Below are 15,258 nucleotides of genomic sequence, written 5' to 3'. Positions count from 1 at the left end.
TATGGACGCCCTGAACAACCTGGGCCAGGGCTTCTCTGTAGCCTTCGACCCGATGAACCTGCTGTTCGTCTTCATCGGCGTGGTCATCGGAACCGCCATCGGCGTTTTGCCGGGGCTGGGTCCGACCGCCACCATCGCGCTCCTGCTGCCGATCACCTACACGATGGATCCGGTCGGGGCGGTGATCATGCTGGCCGGTATCTACTACGGCTCCATGTACGGCGGCACGATTACCTCGGTACTGCTGCGTCTTCCCGGCGAGGCCGCCTCGGTGGTTACCACCTTTGACGGTTATCAAATGACCAAGCAGGGCAGGGCCGGGACAGCGCTGGGCATTTCCGCGATCGGATCCTTCATCGGCGGTACGGTAGCCATTGTCGGCCTGACCTTCCTGGCCCCGCTGCTTTCCAAGGTAGCCGTCGCGGTCGGCCCGGCCGGCTACGTCGCCATCATGATTCTGGGACTCTTCCTGGTGACCTCCCTCGGCACCGGTTCAACGGTCAAGAGCCTGTTCATGGCAGGAGTCGGCCTCCTGCTCTCGACCGTGGGCCAGGACCCCGTTACCGGAACCGCACGCTTCACATTCGGCCAGACGTCGCTGCTGGGCGGGTTGGATTTCGTCGCTATCGCCATGGGACTTTTCGGCGTAGGAGAACTGCTCCACAGCCTCGAGCGGAGCGAAAAGGGCCAGGCCGTCACCACCAAAATCAAAAATATCTGGCCCTCCCGCAAAGACTTCAAGGATTCCTCCGGCGCCATAGCCCGTGGTTCCGTGCTGGGCTTCTTCATCGGCGTCCTGCCCGGCGGCGGCGGCGTCATCTCATCGCTCGCGTCCTATGCCATGGAGAAACGCCGCGCCAAGGATCCCAGCAGGTTCGGCAAGGGGGCCATCGAGGGTGTCGCCGGTCCCGAGACAGCGAATAACGCATCCTCGACCTCGGCATTCATTCCGCTGCTCGTTTTAGGCATCCCGTCCAACGTGGTGCTGGCCTTGATCTACGGAGCGCTCCTGCTGCACGGCATCACCCCGGGGCCGCAGCTGATCAATGACCATCCAAATGTCTTCTGGGGTGTCGTGGCGTCAATGTACATCGGCAATCTGATGCTGATCATCCTCAACATTCCCCTGGTCGGAGTCTTTATCCAGATGCTCCGTGTACGGGCGGGGATCCTTTCGACCTTCGCGCTGCTGGTGGTCATGGTCGGCGTCTTCTCCATCAACAACAACCCGTTCGACATGTGGGTGGTGTTGGTGTTCGGGGTTCTTGGCTGGGTCATGATCAAGGCACACTTTGACCCCGGCCCGCTGGTGCTGGCGTTCATCCTGGGTCCGATCCTGGAGAAATCCTTCCGCCAGACGATGCTGATCTCCGAAGGCAGCTTCGGCATTTTCGCCTCGGATCCGGTGTCCGCGGCGATCTTTATCCTGATCGGGCTGTTCATTTTGTACGGATTCATCACCCGCAGCCGGCGGCGGCAGGGCACGCGCCGCGCAGCCGCTGCAGGCCCGGAAGAGAGCAATACGCTCGTCCACGCTCCCGCCGCGCTATCAAATTCAATTCGACAGAAAGACAAGGGAGCACCTTGAAGAACGCATTACGCCTCCAAATAACCGCCGGGCTTGCCTTGGCATCCCTGGCCTTGGCATCATGCGGGGCGAACGGTTCCGGCACCGCCCGGAACGCCGGATCCGACTACCCTGCGAAGCCGGTCACCATCCTCATGCCCTATGCCGCCGGCGGACCTTCGGATCTTACCGCCCGTTCGGTTGCAGCCTGTTTGGGGGACAGCCTCGGGGAGGCCTTCGTCGTCGAAAACAAGCCCGGCGGCAGCGGCGCCGTGGCGATGCAGGAGCTGGCGAGCGCTAAACCCGACGGCCAGACCCTGGCGCTCGGTACTACCGGCACGCTCGTCATGGCCCCTCTGGTCAACTCGCTGAGCTACAGTCTTGCGGACGTTGAACCCATCGGTGTGATGGCCGATAATCCGACCCTGATCGTCGTCGGAACGGACTCCCCGTATAAGGACGCAGCAGAGCTCTTCGAAGCGGCCAGGGCGGATCCCGGAGCAATCACGATGGGGGTTCCGGGCGCTACGAGTCCAGCAGCCATCGAACTGCAGCGGCTGAAAAATGACTACGGCGTTGAGGTCACCGCCGTACCAGCCTCGGGCAACGCGGAAATGACCACCAATCTGTTGGGCGGGCATGTGGATGCGCTTTTCATCAATGACCATCCGGACGTCCAGGCACGGATCGCCGACGGGTCCTTCCTTCCGTTTGCCGCCACCACCCCTGAACGGCTTGGCTGGCTCCCCGACATACCGACGTTGGCCGAACTGGGGTTCCCGGACCTGGTGAATGCAACGTCGATTTACGGCTTGTTCGGTCCCAAGGGCCTCCCGGACGCCGTCGTTTCCACACTGGAACGCGAACTCGAAACGTGCCTCGGTGATCCAAAGGTCGTTGCGCAGATCGGAAAGAACTTTGTGCCGAAGGAATTTATTGGTGCCGACGAGCTGGGCGCCAACTTTGCGCAGATCAAGGCGCTTTATGAACCGATCCTTGGCCGGTGAACCGGCGACTGGGCCGCAGTAGCTTTCGGTCACGTTCAGGCCAACAAATCCGCAACAAATCAAATGGGAGATTTTCATGGTGAGGGAACTACATGGCCTATCTGACCTCGAGCCGCTCATCGGCGCAGAACTGGGTGTAAGCGGGTGGCACAGTGTCCAGCAGGACCGGATTCAAGGGTTTGCCGATGTGACCGGTGACCATCAGTGGATCCACGTCGATCCGGAGAGAGCGGCCACGGGACCGTTCGGGCGTCCTGTCGCCCATGGCTATCTGACCCTGTCGATGATCCCGTTCTTCGCAAAAGAGGTTTACCGGGTCCACGGACTGAAGATGATCGTTAACTACGGGCTGAACAAGGTCCGGTTCCCCAGTCCGGTCCCGGCGGGTTCCCGGGTCCGCAGCCGCCTCACACTCGTCTCCGTGACGCCGGCCGCCCAAGGCAGCCAGGTGGTGATCCGTCATGAGATTGAACTCGAGCACGGGATCCGGCCGGCCTGTGTGGCCGAAACAGTTTCCTTGATGGTCGGCTGAGGGGCAACGGCATGTCGGTGGACAAGAGTACAACCCTCAGCGAGGCCGTCGCGGAACACGTCCGGGACGGCCAGATCGTGGCCATCGAAGGATTCGGGCACCTGGTTCCGGTGGCGGCGGCCCACGAAATAATCCGGCAGGGGTTCCGTGACCTGACGCTGGCCAGGATGACCGGGGACGTGCTGATTGATCAGCTCCTGGCATCGGATTGCCTGAAGGGGGTCATCGGCTCCTTTGTAGGCAACAGTTCGGCGGGTTCACTCCACGAACTGCGGCGGCGGGTGGAGAACTCGGACCCGGCTCCGCTGGACCTTGAGGAATACAGTCATGGGGGCATGGTTTGCCGGTACCTTGCGGGCGCCTCGAAACTTCCCTTCTATCCGATCAACTCCTACCGGGGAAGCGATCTGGTGGCGCTGAACGGCCGGATCCGATCCGTCACGGATCCATACGGCGGGGAGGAAATCCACGTGGTCCCGGCACTTAATCCCGACGTGACGATCATTCACGCGCAGCGGGCAGACAGGGCGGGCAACATTCAGGCTTGGGGCATTCTCGGGGTGCAGGCCGAAGCTGCGTTCGCCGCCAGGAAGGTCATCGTTACCGTTGAGGAAATAGTCGACGACGCCGTCATCCGCTCCGATCCGAACCGCACCATCGTTCCGTCCCACGCAGTCGACGCAGTGGTCCACTGTCCCCGTGGCGCGCATCCGCATTCGGTCCAGGGCTACTATGACCGCGACGACGGGTTCAGCCGCCGCTGGTCCGAGCTCGCCCGCGATCCGCGGCGGCTACGCGACTGGCTGCAGGCAAACATCCGCGGCACCCGGGATCACGGGGAGTACATTGCCCGGCTTGGACCGGATTATTGGGATCGCTTGGAGGTCGAAGCGGCACTTTCCGTTCCGGTCAACTATGGAGGCCGTAAATGAACGTTACGAAATTACCGGATCAGCTGGAACCATCACCGGCGCGCTTACCCGGCCGCCGGACGGAACCCTTGCCGCCGGAGGCGACCAGCAGCGAGCTGCTCACCACCCTGTCCGCCCGCGCCCTGGAAGGAAAGCACGTGGTGTTCGCCGGACACGGACTTCCCACTCTGGCAGTGTCCTTGGCGCAGCGGACGGTTTCTCCGGACGTCGAAATAATCTATGAGTCAGGCGTTACCGGGGCACAGCCGGCAGACCTGCCGCGCAGTATTTCGGATTCGGTCCTCGTCACCGGCGCGGCCGGGGTCCTGCCCATGGCGCAGCTGTTCAACTTCGTGCTGCAGGGACAGCGCGTGGACGTCGGATTCCTCGGTGCCGCCCAGGTGGACAAATTCGGCAGCCTGAACTCAAGCCTGATCGGTAAGGACTGGGGGTCGCCGGTTACGAAACTTCCCGGCTCCGGGGGAGCCATCGAAGCGATGGCCGGCGCCGGCGAGGTCTTCGTGGTGATGCGCCGGCACAATCCCCGGTCCCTTGTGGAGGAGCTCGACTTCTGCACCACGCCCGGACCTCGCCGGGCGGCGGCGGGCCGCGGTGGCGTGATGCCTGCGGGTTTGGGCGTGACCACCGTCATTACGGATCTGGGCATCATGACGCGTCGGGGTATCGACGAAGAGCTTGTCCTTACCGCTGTGCATCCCGGTGTCGAGGTGGACGCGGTCAGGGCGGCCACGGGGTGGGACCTGCAGGTCTCGGAGAACCTGGTCACCACGGTGCCGCCGACCGGCCGGGAGCTGGCCCTGCTGCGGGACGTGCTGGATCCGGAGCGGGTATACCTGCGCTGAGCCCTGGTCCGGCATCCCGCAAACCTTCGGCGTCCTGCGCCTGCCACGGAGTGTCGTCGTTGGCGCCCGGCACTGATCCGCCGTGGCCGATACCGCAGCCGAATTCGGGACAATGTTCTCGTCTCACCGACCCGCGACTGGCAGCGTCGGCGGTGCTGTTTTCCTGATGCCCCGATCGATTCGGCCGAAGTTCTCGGTTGATGTGGGGAGTTGCCGGGGCAGGAAACTTGCCAGTACCGCAGCAGTAAGGGCTGTTGCGGCGGCAATCCAGAAGACGTGTTCGAAGGCTCGAAAGGATGGGTGCTCTGTTCCGTCAAGGGTCAGTGTTGTTGAGGCCAGCAGCACGGCTACTGCGGCGCTCCCGACAGTGGTTCCGATGACGCGCAGCACGGTGTTCAGCCCGTTGGCAGCGGCAGTGACGGCTAAGGGGACAGATCCCATGATGAGGATCGGCATCGCCGCATAGGCTATGGCGTTGCCGATGCCTATAACAACAGCTCCTAGCATCACCATCCAGAGTTCTTCGGTCAGGAAGAGGCGGCCAACGTAGCCGGCGGCAGAAACGAGGGAACCCATAATGAGGGCGGTTTTGGCGCCGTAACGGCGGCTGCTCAGGGCGGATACGGGAGTGAAGATCACCATTGCCAAGCCGATGGGAACCATGCAAAGGCCGGCAGCCATCACGCTCAAGCCGAAGCCGTATCCAGCCGCGCCAGGCATCTGCAACTGCTGGGTGGTGGAGAGCAGGTTGGAGTACATGGAGTAACCCACAAGGACCGCAACCAGGTTCGTGATCAGCACGGGTTTCCGGGCCGATGTTCGCAGGTCCAGCATCGGCTGACTGATTTTCAGTTCGACCGGGACCCATAAGGCCAGGCCAACGACCGCCGTTAGTGCCGTGATCAGCGTTGGTGCACTGGTCCAGCCCCAGGTACCGCCCTTAGACAAGGCAAGAAGTGCTGCGGTCAGGGCAATCGAGAGCAGGATAGCCCCTCCGTAGTCGAACGTGCCCGGCGTGCGGATACGGGATTTCGACATGACCAGCGGCAATAGCGCGATCAGGACGATCCCGGCTGCAGCGGCGCTCCAAAAGATTGACTGCCAGCCGAGGAACTCGTACAGCACACCGGCCAGCGTAAGACCCAATGCACTCCCGAAACCCAAGGTGGCGCTGATCATCGCGACGGCGGGGCCGAGCTTCGTAGCGGGGATCTCCTCGCGTAGGACGCTGATGCCCACGGGCACGAGGGCTGCAGCGAATCCTTGCAGCGAGCGGCCTGCGATCATGGCCGGAAAGCCCAGATCGACCGCCGCCAATGCTGAGCCTACGGTCATCATAACCAGGCAGACGAGCATGATCCGGCGTTTGCCGAACATGTCTGCCAGACGGCTGAGTACGGGCGTGGCCACTGCGCTGGCCAGCAGTGTGGCCGTGAGGATCCAGGAGGCGTCCTCGACGGTGATTCCGAGCAGGCGCGGCAACTCGGGAAGCAGGGGAACGACCGTGGCCTGCTGGAGGGTGACGGTTGTGCCGCACAGGCAGAGCACCGGCACAAGGAGTCTGCCGGCAGCCCTGGGCTTCGATGCTCTGCCTTTCCCGCGTAGAGGCATTTCCTTGGCGATCAGCGGGCAGTGGGGCTGTGTTGCTTGTCGGCATGCTGGGCTGCCGGCGCCCCCTCACCCGGTCCCGAAGAGGCGGCGGGGAGTATTGCAGGGTCACCGCCGTCGGACGTGGCCTGCGGATCTTCCTCCTCCGCCACCGGCACGTGTGGGGAAGCCTTGGCTCCGGCAAAGCGGTGCCGGAACCCGCTGATGGCTTTGATGGCGATGCCGGCGAGGATCAGGCTGAAGATGATCGCCGCGGCCGGATCGGTCACGAAGATGTCCAGGCTGCCGCCGGAAATCAGCATGGACTGGCGGAAGGATTTCTCCAGGATCGGGCCCAGGACGAAGGCCAGCACCAGCGGGCCGGCGTCGAAGCCTGTCTTGGACATGATCCAGCCCAGGACGCCGAAGGCCAGCACAACCCACATGTCAAAGGACGTGTTGTTGATCGAGTAGACGCCGATCAGCACGATCAGCAGGGAAAAGGCGACCAGGATGCCTTGGCGCACGCGCAGCATCTGGATGAAGATGCCCACGAGCGGAATGTTGAGGATGAGCAGCATCAGGTTGCCGATGTACATCGACGCGATGACGCCCCAGAAGAGTCCGGAGTGATCGGTCATCAGCCGCGGTCCCGGCGTGATGCCGTGCATCAGCAGGGCGCCGAAGATCATTGCCAGCACCACGTTGGAGGGAATACCAAGGACCAGCAGCGGAATGAACGCGGTGGTCGAGGAGGCGTTGTTCGCCGTTTCCGGCCCGGCCACTCCTTCGATGGCGCCCTTGCCGAACCGGCTGGGATCCTTCGCCCGCCTCTTCTCCAGCGCGTAGGAGGCCAAGGATGAAATGACACCACCACCACCGGGAAGGATGCCGATGAAGAAACCGAGAACCGAGCCGCGGCCGATGGCACCGGCGGAGTCCTTCATGTCCTTCCGCGTGGGCCAGATGTTCTTGATCTTGGTCTTGATGATCTGGGCTTTTTCGGTCTGTTCCAGGGACCGCAGGAGTTCAGCGACGCCGAACAGGCCCATCGCCACGGCCACGAAGTCCAGGCCGCTCAGCAGCGGCGCCTGGCCGAACGTGAAGCGTGCCGACCCGTTGACGGGATCCTGCCCGACCGTGGACAGCAGCAGGCCGACGGCGGCCATGCACACGCTCTTGATGGCGGATCCGGTGCCCAGGGACGTGACCAGGAACAGGCCCATGACCATGAGGGCAACAAAGCCGGCCGGACCCATCGACAGGGCGATCTTGCCCAGCGCGGGGGCCAGGAACGTCAGGCCGATGACGGCCACGGTGCCGCCGATGAAAGAACCTATGGCGGAGATGCCGAGGGCGGCACCGGCACGGCCCTGTTTGGTCATCTGGTAGCCATCGAAGGTGGTCACCACCGAGGCTGCCTCGCCCGGCAGGCGCAGCAGTACGGAGGTGATGGTGCCCCCGTACATCGACCCGTAGTAGATGCCCGCCAGCATGATGATCGAAGCGGTCGGATCCATCGTGTAGGTGATGGGCAGCAGCAGGGCAATCGTCGCGGTGGGGCCCAGGCCGGGCAGGACACCGATGGCGGTCCCCACCACCACGCCAATCAGGACGAACAGCAGGTTCACCGGGTCTAAGGCGACCGAGAAGCCTTCACCGAGGTTGCTCAGGATATCCATGTCATTTTCCGTTTCTAGACGAAGGCGTCAAGCGCCAGGTCGGCGGGGAAGGGTACGCCGAGGAGCCGGTCGAAGATGACGTAAAGCACTGCCGGGCCGGCCACAGCGAAAACCGCCGTCCAGCGCCACGACTCCCGGCCGAAAACGCGCAGCCATAGAAGGAGCATCAACACGGCCGGGATGAAGAAGCCGATCAGTTCGAAGAGCACCACGAACGCGGCAAGGCTGGCGATGCCGGCCACTACCGACAGGCTCTTCCGGCCCCAAGCCTCCACCGGCTCATGTCCCGGCCATACGATCAGGGCCGTGGCGCTGAGGACGATGGCCAGCGAGATGACGAACGGCCAGAGGCCCGGGGCAGGATTGTGCAGGGTGCCCAGCTTCAACTGCCATGACCCGGACGCTGCCCCGAGGCCCAGTGCGAGCAGGACGAGCGGAGCGATTCTGCGCTGCCAGCGCAGGGAGCCGGAGTGGGGCCTTTCCGGCTCCCTGATCTCGGCGGCCGCTTCCACGGGAGAAGAAACCATGGGTTCACCCTTCTTCGTGCCGGCCGTCGTTGGCCGGCGGTTGAGTCGTTGTCTTGTTACTCCGCCTGGAGGGGTTCGTAACGGGTGCGCATGTCGGCAAAGACCTGCTGGGTCGCTTCCGCATTTGAGAAGCTGTTAGGCACGAACCGGTCCCCGATCTGCTTGATGACCTCGGCGTCTTTGCTGCAGGTTTCGACGCCGCTTTCGAGCTTGTCGGAAACCTGCTGCGGCAGGCCCTTGGGGGCGAAGAGACCGTAGACCGAAGTCGTCTTGACGTCGTAGCCAGCCTCCTGGGTCGTGGGAGCGTCGGGGAAGGCCTCCGAGCGCGCTTCACCGGCAGCAGCGAGCGGGACGAGGGCGCCGGCCTTCACCTGGGCCTCAACGTCGACGTAGTCGTTGACGAATCCGGCGTCGATGTGGCCGCCCAGCAGGTTGGTGATGAGTTCGGCGCTGCCGGAGGTGGGAACCAGTGCGAACTCGATGCCGCTCTCCTTCTGCACGCGCTTGAGTTCAGTGGCCAGCGAGCTGGTTGCCCCGGGAACACCGATGGAGATCTTCCCCGGGTTCGCCTTGGCGGCGTCAAACAACTCCTGCAGGGTCTTGTACGAAGAGTCCTTTGGCACAGCGAACAAGGTGGGGATCGCTGCCATGGTGCCCAGGGCCTGGAAATCGTCCTGGGAGTAGGCCAGGTCGTTGCTCATTGGGTTCAGGACCATAGGCCCGTTGGTGCTGAGGCCTACGGTGTAGCCGTCGGGCTTGGCGCCGGCCAGCTTTTGCATGGCCACCGCACCTGCTCCGCTGTCAAGGTTCTCCACCACGAAAGTGCCGCCCAGCAGCTTTCCAAGGCAGGCCCCGTAGGCACGCGCCGTCGTGTCGGATGGACCTCCCGCTGCATAGGGCATAACGAACGTAATGGACTTGGTCGGGTAGCCCTCGGTCGATGCTTTAGAAGCACCGGAGCAGGCTGTAACGGTAAGGGCAAGGCCGGCGACAGTGACGGCAGCGGAGAACACGCGAGTCTTATTCAAGGTAACCTCTGATGATTTCGGGCTGAAGTTGAGAGTGCACTCCGCAAGGAGTGCCCTCTCAGTAAACAGGATTGTGACCCCGGGCACAACTGCCGCGGGTGATTTTAATCATTCGTTAAAAGATGCGGACTCAAGCAGGGAGACGCTCAGCGCCGCCCGGGGTTTCATGAAGGCGTCCCACAGCGGCCCGGTTGAGAGCCACCGCAGAGGATCCATCAGGGCCAGGCTGCGCGGGACGAATACCTTGCGCTGGCGCGCGGCCATCGCACCGACGAGCAGGCCGGCGCAGGCGTCCGTGCTGGACACCACGCTGAAGGGCCACGGAAGGGAGCGGCTCTCCCCGGCCCGGCTTCCCGCCCCGGAAATCATGCCGGTGCTCACCCATGCCGGATGCGCGACGCCCACGTCAACGCCCTTATGGGCCAGTTCCAGCCGCAGCGCCCCGCCAAAGGCCTCCACGCCCGCCTTGGAGGCGGCATACGCGTTGGCCCGCGGAACATTCTTCAACGCGGCGGCCGAACTCATGAGCAGGTAATAGCCCCGGTTTGCGGTGACCTCCTCCAGGGTAGCCTTGACGGTCCTGATTACCCCGCCAAGATTGACGTCGACGATCCGCAGCAAGTCCTCGGTGCTGGAAGCGGCCACGGTGGAGGCACTGCCGATGCCGGCGCAGGCAAAGACGATGTCCAGCCGGCCGAAGTGCTCCACTGTCCGTCGGGCTGCGCCCTGCAAGGACACGTGGTCCGTCACATCCGCTGCCGTGGCCAGGTGGCCGTCACCCAGCGTGGAGACAAGCTGGTCCAGGGCTGGCTGGTCGCGGTCAACGAGGGATACGTATGCTCCTGCCGCGGCCAGCCGGTGAGCCGTGGCCACCGCGATACCTCCGGCACCGCCGGTGATCAGCACTACCTTGCCCCGCAGCCTGTCCGGCGCCGGCGACCGGCCAACCCCTCTCCCATCCGCCTTCGGGGGATTCATGGATTGGAATCTCATCCCATGTACGACCCTCCGTTGACGTCAACCGTGACACCCGTGACGAAGCCGTTTTCGACGGCGGCCAGGTACTGGACGGCCTGGGCGACATCACTGGCGAGTCCCAGCCGGCCTACCGGGATGCGGCTGAGATAGTTCCGGTTGACTTCATCGGAGACGCCGGCCGCCATGCCGGCGTCGATCCGCCCCGGGGCGATGGCGTTGACGGTGATGCCGAACGGTGCCAGTTCCCGGGCGAAGGAGCGGGTCAAGCCGAGCAGGCCCGTTTTGGTCGCGGCATAGTGGACCCCGCCGAGCCTGCCGCCGTCCCGTCCTGCCAGGGATGACATATTGACGATCCTGCCGAAACCGGTGTTCTTCATGTGCGGCACCAGCGCCTGGATACCCAGGAACGGTCCCGTGAGGTTCACCGACAGAACGCTCGTCCACTCGTCCAGGGGGACTTCATCACCCGGGATTTTCTGCCCGTCCCGTTTCGGGGAGATGCCGGCATTGTTGACCAGTACCGTAGGGGTTTCCGGGGTGGCCTCCACCGCCTCGGCAATCCGCTTCCAGTCGCCGGGCTCGGTGACATCACAGTGCAGCGTCTGCAGGGATCCGCCCTGCGGATGCAGGTCCGCCTGGAGGCCGGCCAGTGCGGAGTTCGAGGCATCCACGGCGATCACCCGGTCCCCGCTGGCCAGGAATGACTCCACGATGCTGCGGCCGATGCCCCCGGCCGCGCCGGTGACGACGGCTGTTCGTTGGTGCTGCGGGTTGTTACTCATGCTTTCTCCGTTCCTCGTTGAACGGGAGGCGTGCCTCCTTTTAGGCACCCCCCCGGTGGGGCCGTTAGCGCACTCCGGCCAGGGCTTCTTCCCTGGCTTCGTCCAGGGATCCGGCCAGATAGGGTTCAGGGTCAAAGGGTGCGTTGACCTGGCGGAAGGTATAGGCCGGTTCCGGCCACAGGGTGGTCAGCCGCCCGTTGCGGTGGTCCACGTACCAGCTGCTGCAGCCGCCGTCGAGCCATACAGTGCCCTGCGCCAGCTGGTCCACACGATCCATGAAGGCATCCTCCGCTTCCCTGCTCACCTCCAGTGCCGGCACCGCGGCTTGGTCGCGGAAGGTCACCGCGGCCATGATGTAGTCGATTTGGGCCTCGGCGATGTAGACGGCGGAGTTGTGGCCCAGCCCCGTGTTGGGCCCGTTGATGATCCACAGGTTCGGGAAACCGTGCACGGCCGTGGTGGCGTAGGCCTGCATGCCGTTCGCCCAGCGTTCACTGAGCGGCTGGCCGTCGCGGCCAAAGATACGGTAGGCGATGGGCAGATCCGTCGCTTCAAAACCCGTGCAGGCGATGATGACGTCCAGTTCGTGGCTGCCCCCGTCTCCGCCGACTACACGGTTGCCCTCCACACGCGTGACGCCGCCGGTTTCCAGGCGGACGTGGTCCTGCGTGAACGTGGGATAGTAATCGCTGGACTTCAGCACCCGCTTGCAGCCGAACGTATAGTCCGGGGTCAGCTTCCGGCGGAGTTCCGGATCCTCAATCTGCCGGTGCAGATGGTCCAGGGCAACCTGGGCTGCGGCGGAGACCAGCGTCGGGGTGCCCCGGCGCTGGGCGTAGCGCTCCTCGTTGGACCAGAACATCTCCTCCCGCAGTTCCTGCATCACCTCGGGCATCTTGCGGAAAAGACCCTTTTCCTCCTCGGTGTAGGAACGGTCCGGACGCGGAGTCACGTACGGGGCGGAACGCTGGAACACGACGACCTCCCCGGCGATCTTTGCCACCTCGGGCAAAACCTGGATGGCCGTGGCTCCCGAGCCGACGATGCCCACCCGCTTGCCCGCCAGGTCAATCCCGTCATTCCACTGCGCCGAGTGGAACACTTCGCCGGAGAAGTCAGCCAGTCCCTCTATGTCTGGCATCTTCGGTTCGGATAAGTGCCCGACGGCGGTCACCAGGGTTTTGGCTGCAAACTCACCCTTGGGGGTGCTGACTTTCCACAGCGCTTCCGCCTCATCCCACCGGGCATCGGTCAGTTCGGCGCCGAAGACGATCCGTTCAAGGAGGTTCTCTTCCCGGGCGACGCTGCGCAGGTAGTTCAGGATTTCCTCCTGGGGGGCGAACATCCGGGACCACTCAGGGTTGGGTCGGAAGGAAAACGAGTACAGGAGCGACGGCACGTCGCAGGCCGCGCCGGGGTAGTGGTTGTCACGCCAGGTGCCTCCCACGTCCTCCGCCCGTTCAAGAATGATGAATGACCGTTCGCCCTCGCGGGCCAGCTTCGCACCCATGCCGAGGCCTCCGAAGCCGGTGCCCACGATGATGACATCGACCGGCGAACCGGGCGCGGGGTATCCCATAGGGGTACTTTCCACTGTTCCTCCAATGTGTGTGTTGTTGTGTGCTGGTCCCGACGGGCTAGACAAAGAGTGCTTCCCGGATCCCGCCCGCAGGAGCAGCGGCGGGGTCCGTCACGAATTCGTTGATGAGCTGGAACAGCTGGGCCGGTCGCTCCTGCGGGACGGCGTGACCACTGTCGATGACCGCGTAGCGGGCATTGGGAAGGCCTCCGAAGAGGAGCTGGGTCTGCCGGGCCGGCACCATCTGGTCGTGGGCGCCGGCGATGACCAGGGACGGAGCGGTAATCGCTGCAAGCCTGCCACTCAGATCGGCGACGGCGTTGAGCCGCATCTGTCCGGCGATCCCGTCCGGGAAGGTCCGGGCATCAACCAGGGCCCGGATATCGGCCTCGCCCCGGCCGGCCAGGAACGGGTGTCCATAGGCTGTCCAGGTGACGAATTCGCGCAGGAGATCCTGGTCCGACTCGAAAAGCTGCTTCCAGATCCGGTTGCGAAGCCGCTGCTGGGTGTCGGCCCTGACCCAGCCGGCCACCAGGGTCAGGCTTGACACGCTCTCGGGGCGGGAAGCGGCGAGGTCGGCCGCGACCAGGGCTCCCAGGGAGTAGCCGACGACATGTACCGGCTGTGCAGGAGCGCGCTGGTCAATGACAGCGGCGACCTGCGCCGACAATCCACCGAGGGTCAGTTCCCCGTCGGGGCTCTGCAGGTCAAGGGCCAGGACACGGTACCTGGCGGCGAGCATGGGAAAGAGGGTACGGAAATGAGTCTTGGCGCTTCCACCCGTTCCGTGGACCAGGACCACAGTGTCCCGCGAGTCCTCCGGCGCAAGCGTGTCGTGGAAAGGAACCGAGAGGCCCCCGACGTGGACGGCACCCTCGTTTGCATCTGGATGAATCTTCAATTCCAATCCCTTCGAATTTGACTGGCCGGTGCTGATAGCGATGAGGGGATCCGACCGGGTGCAGGAAACGCGCATCGCGCGATATTGAAAGTGCACTCCGTGCGGATTACACTCTCATAAAAGCATAAGAGTGATACGAAGCACAATCCCTGGAAGGGAAACAATGAAGATTACCGGCGCGGTCCTTGAGACCATCGGCTCCCCCCGTCCGTACGCCCAGTCCCGCCCGCTTTCCGTTGCGGAGCTTGACCTTGCCGGGCCAGGGCCCGAGGAAGTCCTGATCCGGATGGAGGCTGCGGGCATCTGCCACTCGGACCTCTCCGTCGTCAACGGCGACCGCCCCCGTCCCCTGCCCATGCTGCTCGGCCACGAGGCCGCCGGTACGGTCGTCAGTGTCGGCGCGGGTGTCGATGACCTCGAACCGGGCCAGCGCGTGGTCACGGTTTTCCTGCCGCGCTGCGAGGAGTGCCCCAACTGTTGCACCGGGGGCAAGCTGCCTTGCAGCGTCGGAACAGAATCCAACGGGGCCGGAACACTGCCCGGCGGATCCATCCGGCTCACGCGCGCCGGCCAGCCGGTCCGTCACCACGTCGGAGTCTCCGGCTTTGCAACCCATGCCGTGCTCAACCGTCGCTCGGTGGTTCCGGTCGGAAGCGACGTGCCGCCGGCGGTCGCTGCACTTCTTGGGTGCGCCGTGCTGACCGGCGGCGGGGCCGTCATCAACGCGGGAAACCCCCAGGAGGGGCAGAACATCATGATCGTCGGCCTTGGAGGCGTCGGCATGGCAGCGCTGCTGACCGCCGTCGCAGTCTCCTCAGCGTGGGCTGAACCCGCCCGGATCATCGGCATCGACGCGAACCCGGAGAAACTGATCACAGCGCGGGAACTGGGGGCAACAGAAACGTACTCGCCTGCCGAGGCCGCGGAACTGGGCATCCGGGCCCACCTCGTCATCGAGGCGGCCGGCCACCCCCGGGCCTTCGAAACAGCGGTACAAGCCACGGCGCCCGGCGGCACCACGGTGACGGTCGGACTGCCGGCTCCGGGAGCGCTGTCATCCATTGAACCGCTGGGGATTACGGCCGAGGCCCGCACCATCGTCGGTTCCTACCTGGGCTCCGCAGTGCCCGCCCGGGATATTCCGGTCTACGCGCAGATGTGGCGCGAAGGAAGGCTGCCCGTCGAAAAGCTGGCCTCGTCGGTGATCACCCTGGACAAGATCAATGAGGCGATGGATGAACTCGCCGATGGAAACGCCATCCGCCAGATCGTGATGTTCAATTGAGTGTTATCGGCACCAGAACTGCAACCCGG

At 64.2% G+C, this 15,258-nt stretch carries 14 protein-coding genes; 6 read left to right on the top strand and 8 right to left on the bottom strand.

Annotated features, from left to right (window positions below):
• Nucleotide 1: 1 nt before the first annotated feature.
• From NG698_RS04280 to NG698_RS04260, 5 genes are all read left to right on the top strand, one after another.
• On the top strand, nucleotides 2-1,588 hold the full coding sequence (locus NG698_RS04280; RefSeq protein WP_252608243.1) for a tripartite tricarboxylate transporter permease: 1,587 nt from the start codon (nucleotides 2-4) through the stop codon (nucleotides 1,586-1,588).
• Nucleotides 1,585-2,574 (top strand): tripartite tricarboxylate transporter substrate binding protein, encoded by a 990-nt coding sequence (locus NG698_RS04275; RefSeq protein WP_252608241.1) that lies wholly within the window; start codon nucleotides 1,585-1,587, stop codon nucleotides 2,572-2,574. The genes NG698_RS04280 and NG698_RS04275 overlap by 4 nt, the downstream gene beginning before the upstream one ends.
• Nucleotides 2,575-2,650: 76 nt before the next feature.
• On the top strand, nucleotides 2,651-3,106 hold the full coding sequence (locus NG698_RS04270) for a MaoC family dehydratase (protein ID WP_252608239.1): 456 nt from the start codon (nucleotides 2,651-2,653) through the stop codon (nucleotides 3,104-3,106).
• Between the two features lie 17 nt (nucleotides 3,107-3,123).
• Nucleotides 3,124-4,038, top strand: a complete 915-nt coding sequence (locus tag NG698_RS04265; protein WP_252608237.1) for a CoA transferase subunit A — start codon at nucleotides 3,124-3,126, stop codon at nucleotides 4,036-4,038.
• Nucleotides 4,035-4,880 carry a CoA-transferase subunit beta gene (locus NG698_RS04260; RefSeq protein WP_252608235.1) on the top strand — a complete coding sequence of 282 codons (846 nt, stop codon included), beginning with the start codon at nucleotides 4,035-4,037 and terminating at the stop codon, nucleotides 4,878-4,880. Before NG698_RS04265 ends, NG698_RS04260 begins: the two co-directional genes overlap by 4 nt.
• A 123-nt stretch (nucleotides 4,881-5,003) precedes the next feature.
• On the opposite strand, the gene NG698_RS04255 is transcribed toward NG698_RS04260, so the two are convergent.
• The 8 genes from NG698_RS04255 to NG698_RS04220 form a co-directional block, all read right to left on the bottom strand.
• Nucleotides 5,004-6,434: an MFS transporter gene (locus NG698_RS04255; RefSeq protein ID WP_252608233.1), complete on the bottom strand. Its 1,431-nt coding sequence runs from the start codon at nucleotides 6,432-6,434 to the stop codon at nucleotides 5,004-5,006.
• Between the two features lie 68 nt (nucleotides 6,435-6,502).
• The gene (locus NG698_RS04250; protein WP_252608231.1) at nucleotides 6,503-8,149 is read right to left on the bottom strand and encodes a tripartite tricarboxylate transporter permease; all 1,647 of its coding nucleotides are present in this window, start codon (nucleotides 8,147-8,149) and stop codon (nucleotides 6,503-6,505) included.
• A 14-nt stretch (nucleotides 8,150-8,163) separates the two neighbouring features.
• Entirely contained in the window at nucleotides 8,164-8,676 is a 513-nt protein-coding gene (locus NG698_RS04245; protein WP_252608229.1) for a tripartite tricarboxylate transporter TctB family protein, read from the bottom strand.
• A gap of 56 nt (nucleotides 8,677-8,732) precedes the next feature.
• On the bottom strand, nucleotides 8,733-9,704 hold the full coding sequence (locus tag NG698_RS04240) for a tripartite tricarboxylate transporter substrate binding protein (RefSeq protein WP_252608227.1): 972 nt from the start codon (nucleotides 9,702-9,704) through the stop codon (nucleotides 8,733-8,735).
• 108 nt (nucleotides 9,705-9,812) lie between these two features.
• The gene (locus tag NG698_RS04235) at nucleotides 9,813-10,682 is read right to left on the bottom strand and encodes an SDR family NAD(P)-dependent oxidoreductase (RefSeq protein ID WP_252608225.1); all 870 of its coding nucleotides are present in this window, start codon (nucleotides 10,680-10,682) and stop codon (nucleotides 9,813-9,815) included.
• Between the two features lie 11 nt (nucleotides 10,683-10,693).
• The gene (locus NG698_RS04230) at nucleotides 10,694-11,464 is read right to left on the bottom strand and encodes an SDR family NAD(P)-dependent oxidoreductase (RefSeq protein ID WP_252608223.1); all 771 of its coding nucleotides are present in this window, start codon (nucleotides 11,462-11,464) and stop codon (nucleotides 10,694-10,696) included.
• Nucleotides 11,465-11,528: 64 nt separating this feature from the next.
• On the bottom strand, nucleotides 11,529-13,043 hold the full coding sequence (locus tag NG698_RS04225) for a flavin-containing monooxygenase (protein WP_252608221.1): 1,515 nt from the start codon (nucleotides 13,041-13,043) through the stop codon (nucleotides 11,529-11,531).
• 58 nt (nucleotides 13,044-13,101) lie between these two features.
• Nucleotides 13,102-13,944, bottom strand: coding sequence for an alpha/beta fold hydrolase (locus NG698_RS04220; RefSeq protein ID WP_252608219.1), 843 nt, complete (start codon nucleotides 13,942-13,944; stop codon nucleotides 13,102-13,104).
• Between the two features lie 163 nt (nucleotides 13,945-14,107).
• Here NG698_RS04220 and NG698_RS04215 point away from each other — a divergent pair, with 163 nt between their 5' ends.
• Complete coding sequence (locus NG698_RS04215) at nucleotides 14,108-15,229, top strand: alcohol dehydrogenase catalytic domain-containing protein (RefSeq protein WP_252608217.1); 1,122 nt, start codon at nucleotides 14,108-14,110, stop codon at nucleotides 15,227-15,229.
• Nucleotides 15,230-15,258 lie beyond the last annotated feature (29 nt).

This window comes from Pseudarthrobacter raffinosi (assembly GCF_023913735.1).
Lineage (GTDB): Bacteria > Actinomycetota > Actinomycetes > Actinomycetales > Micrococcaceae > Arthrobacter > Arthrobacter raffinosi.
This window is presented reverse-complemented; position numbering and strand designations above follow the sequence as displayed.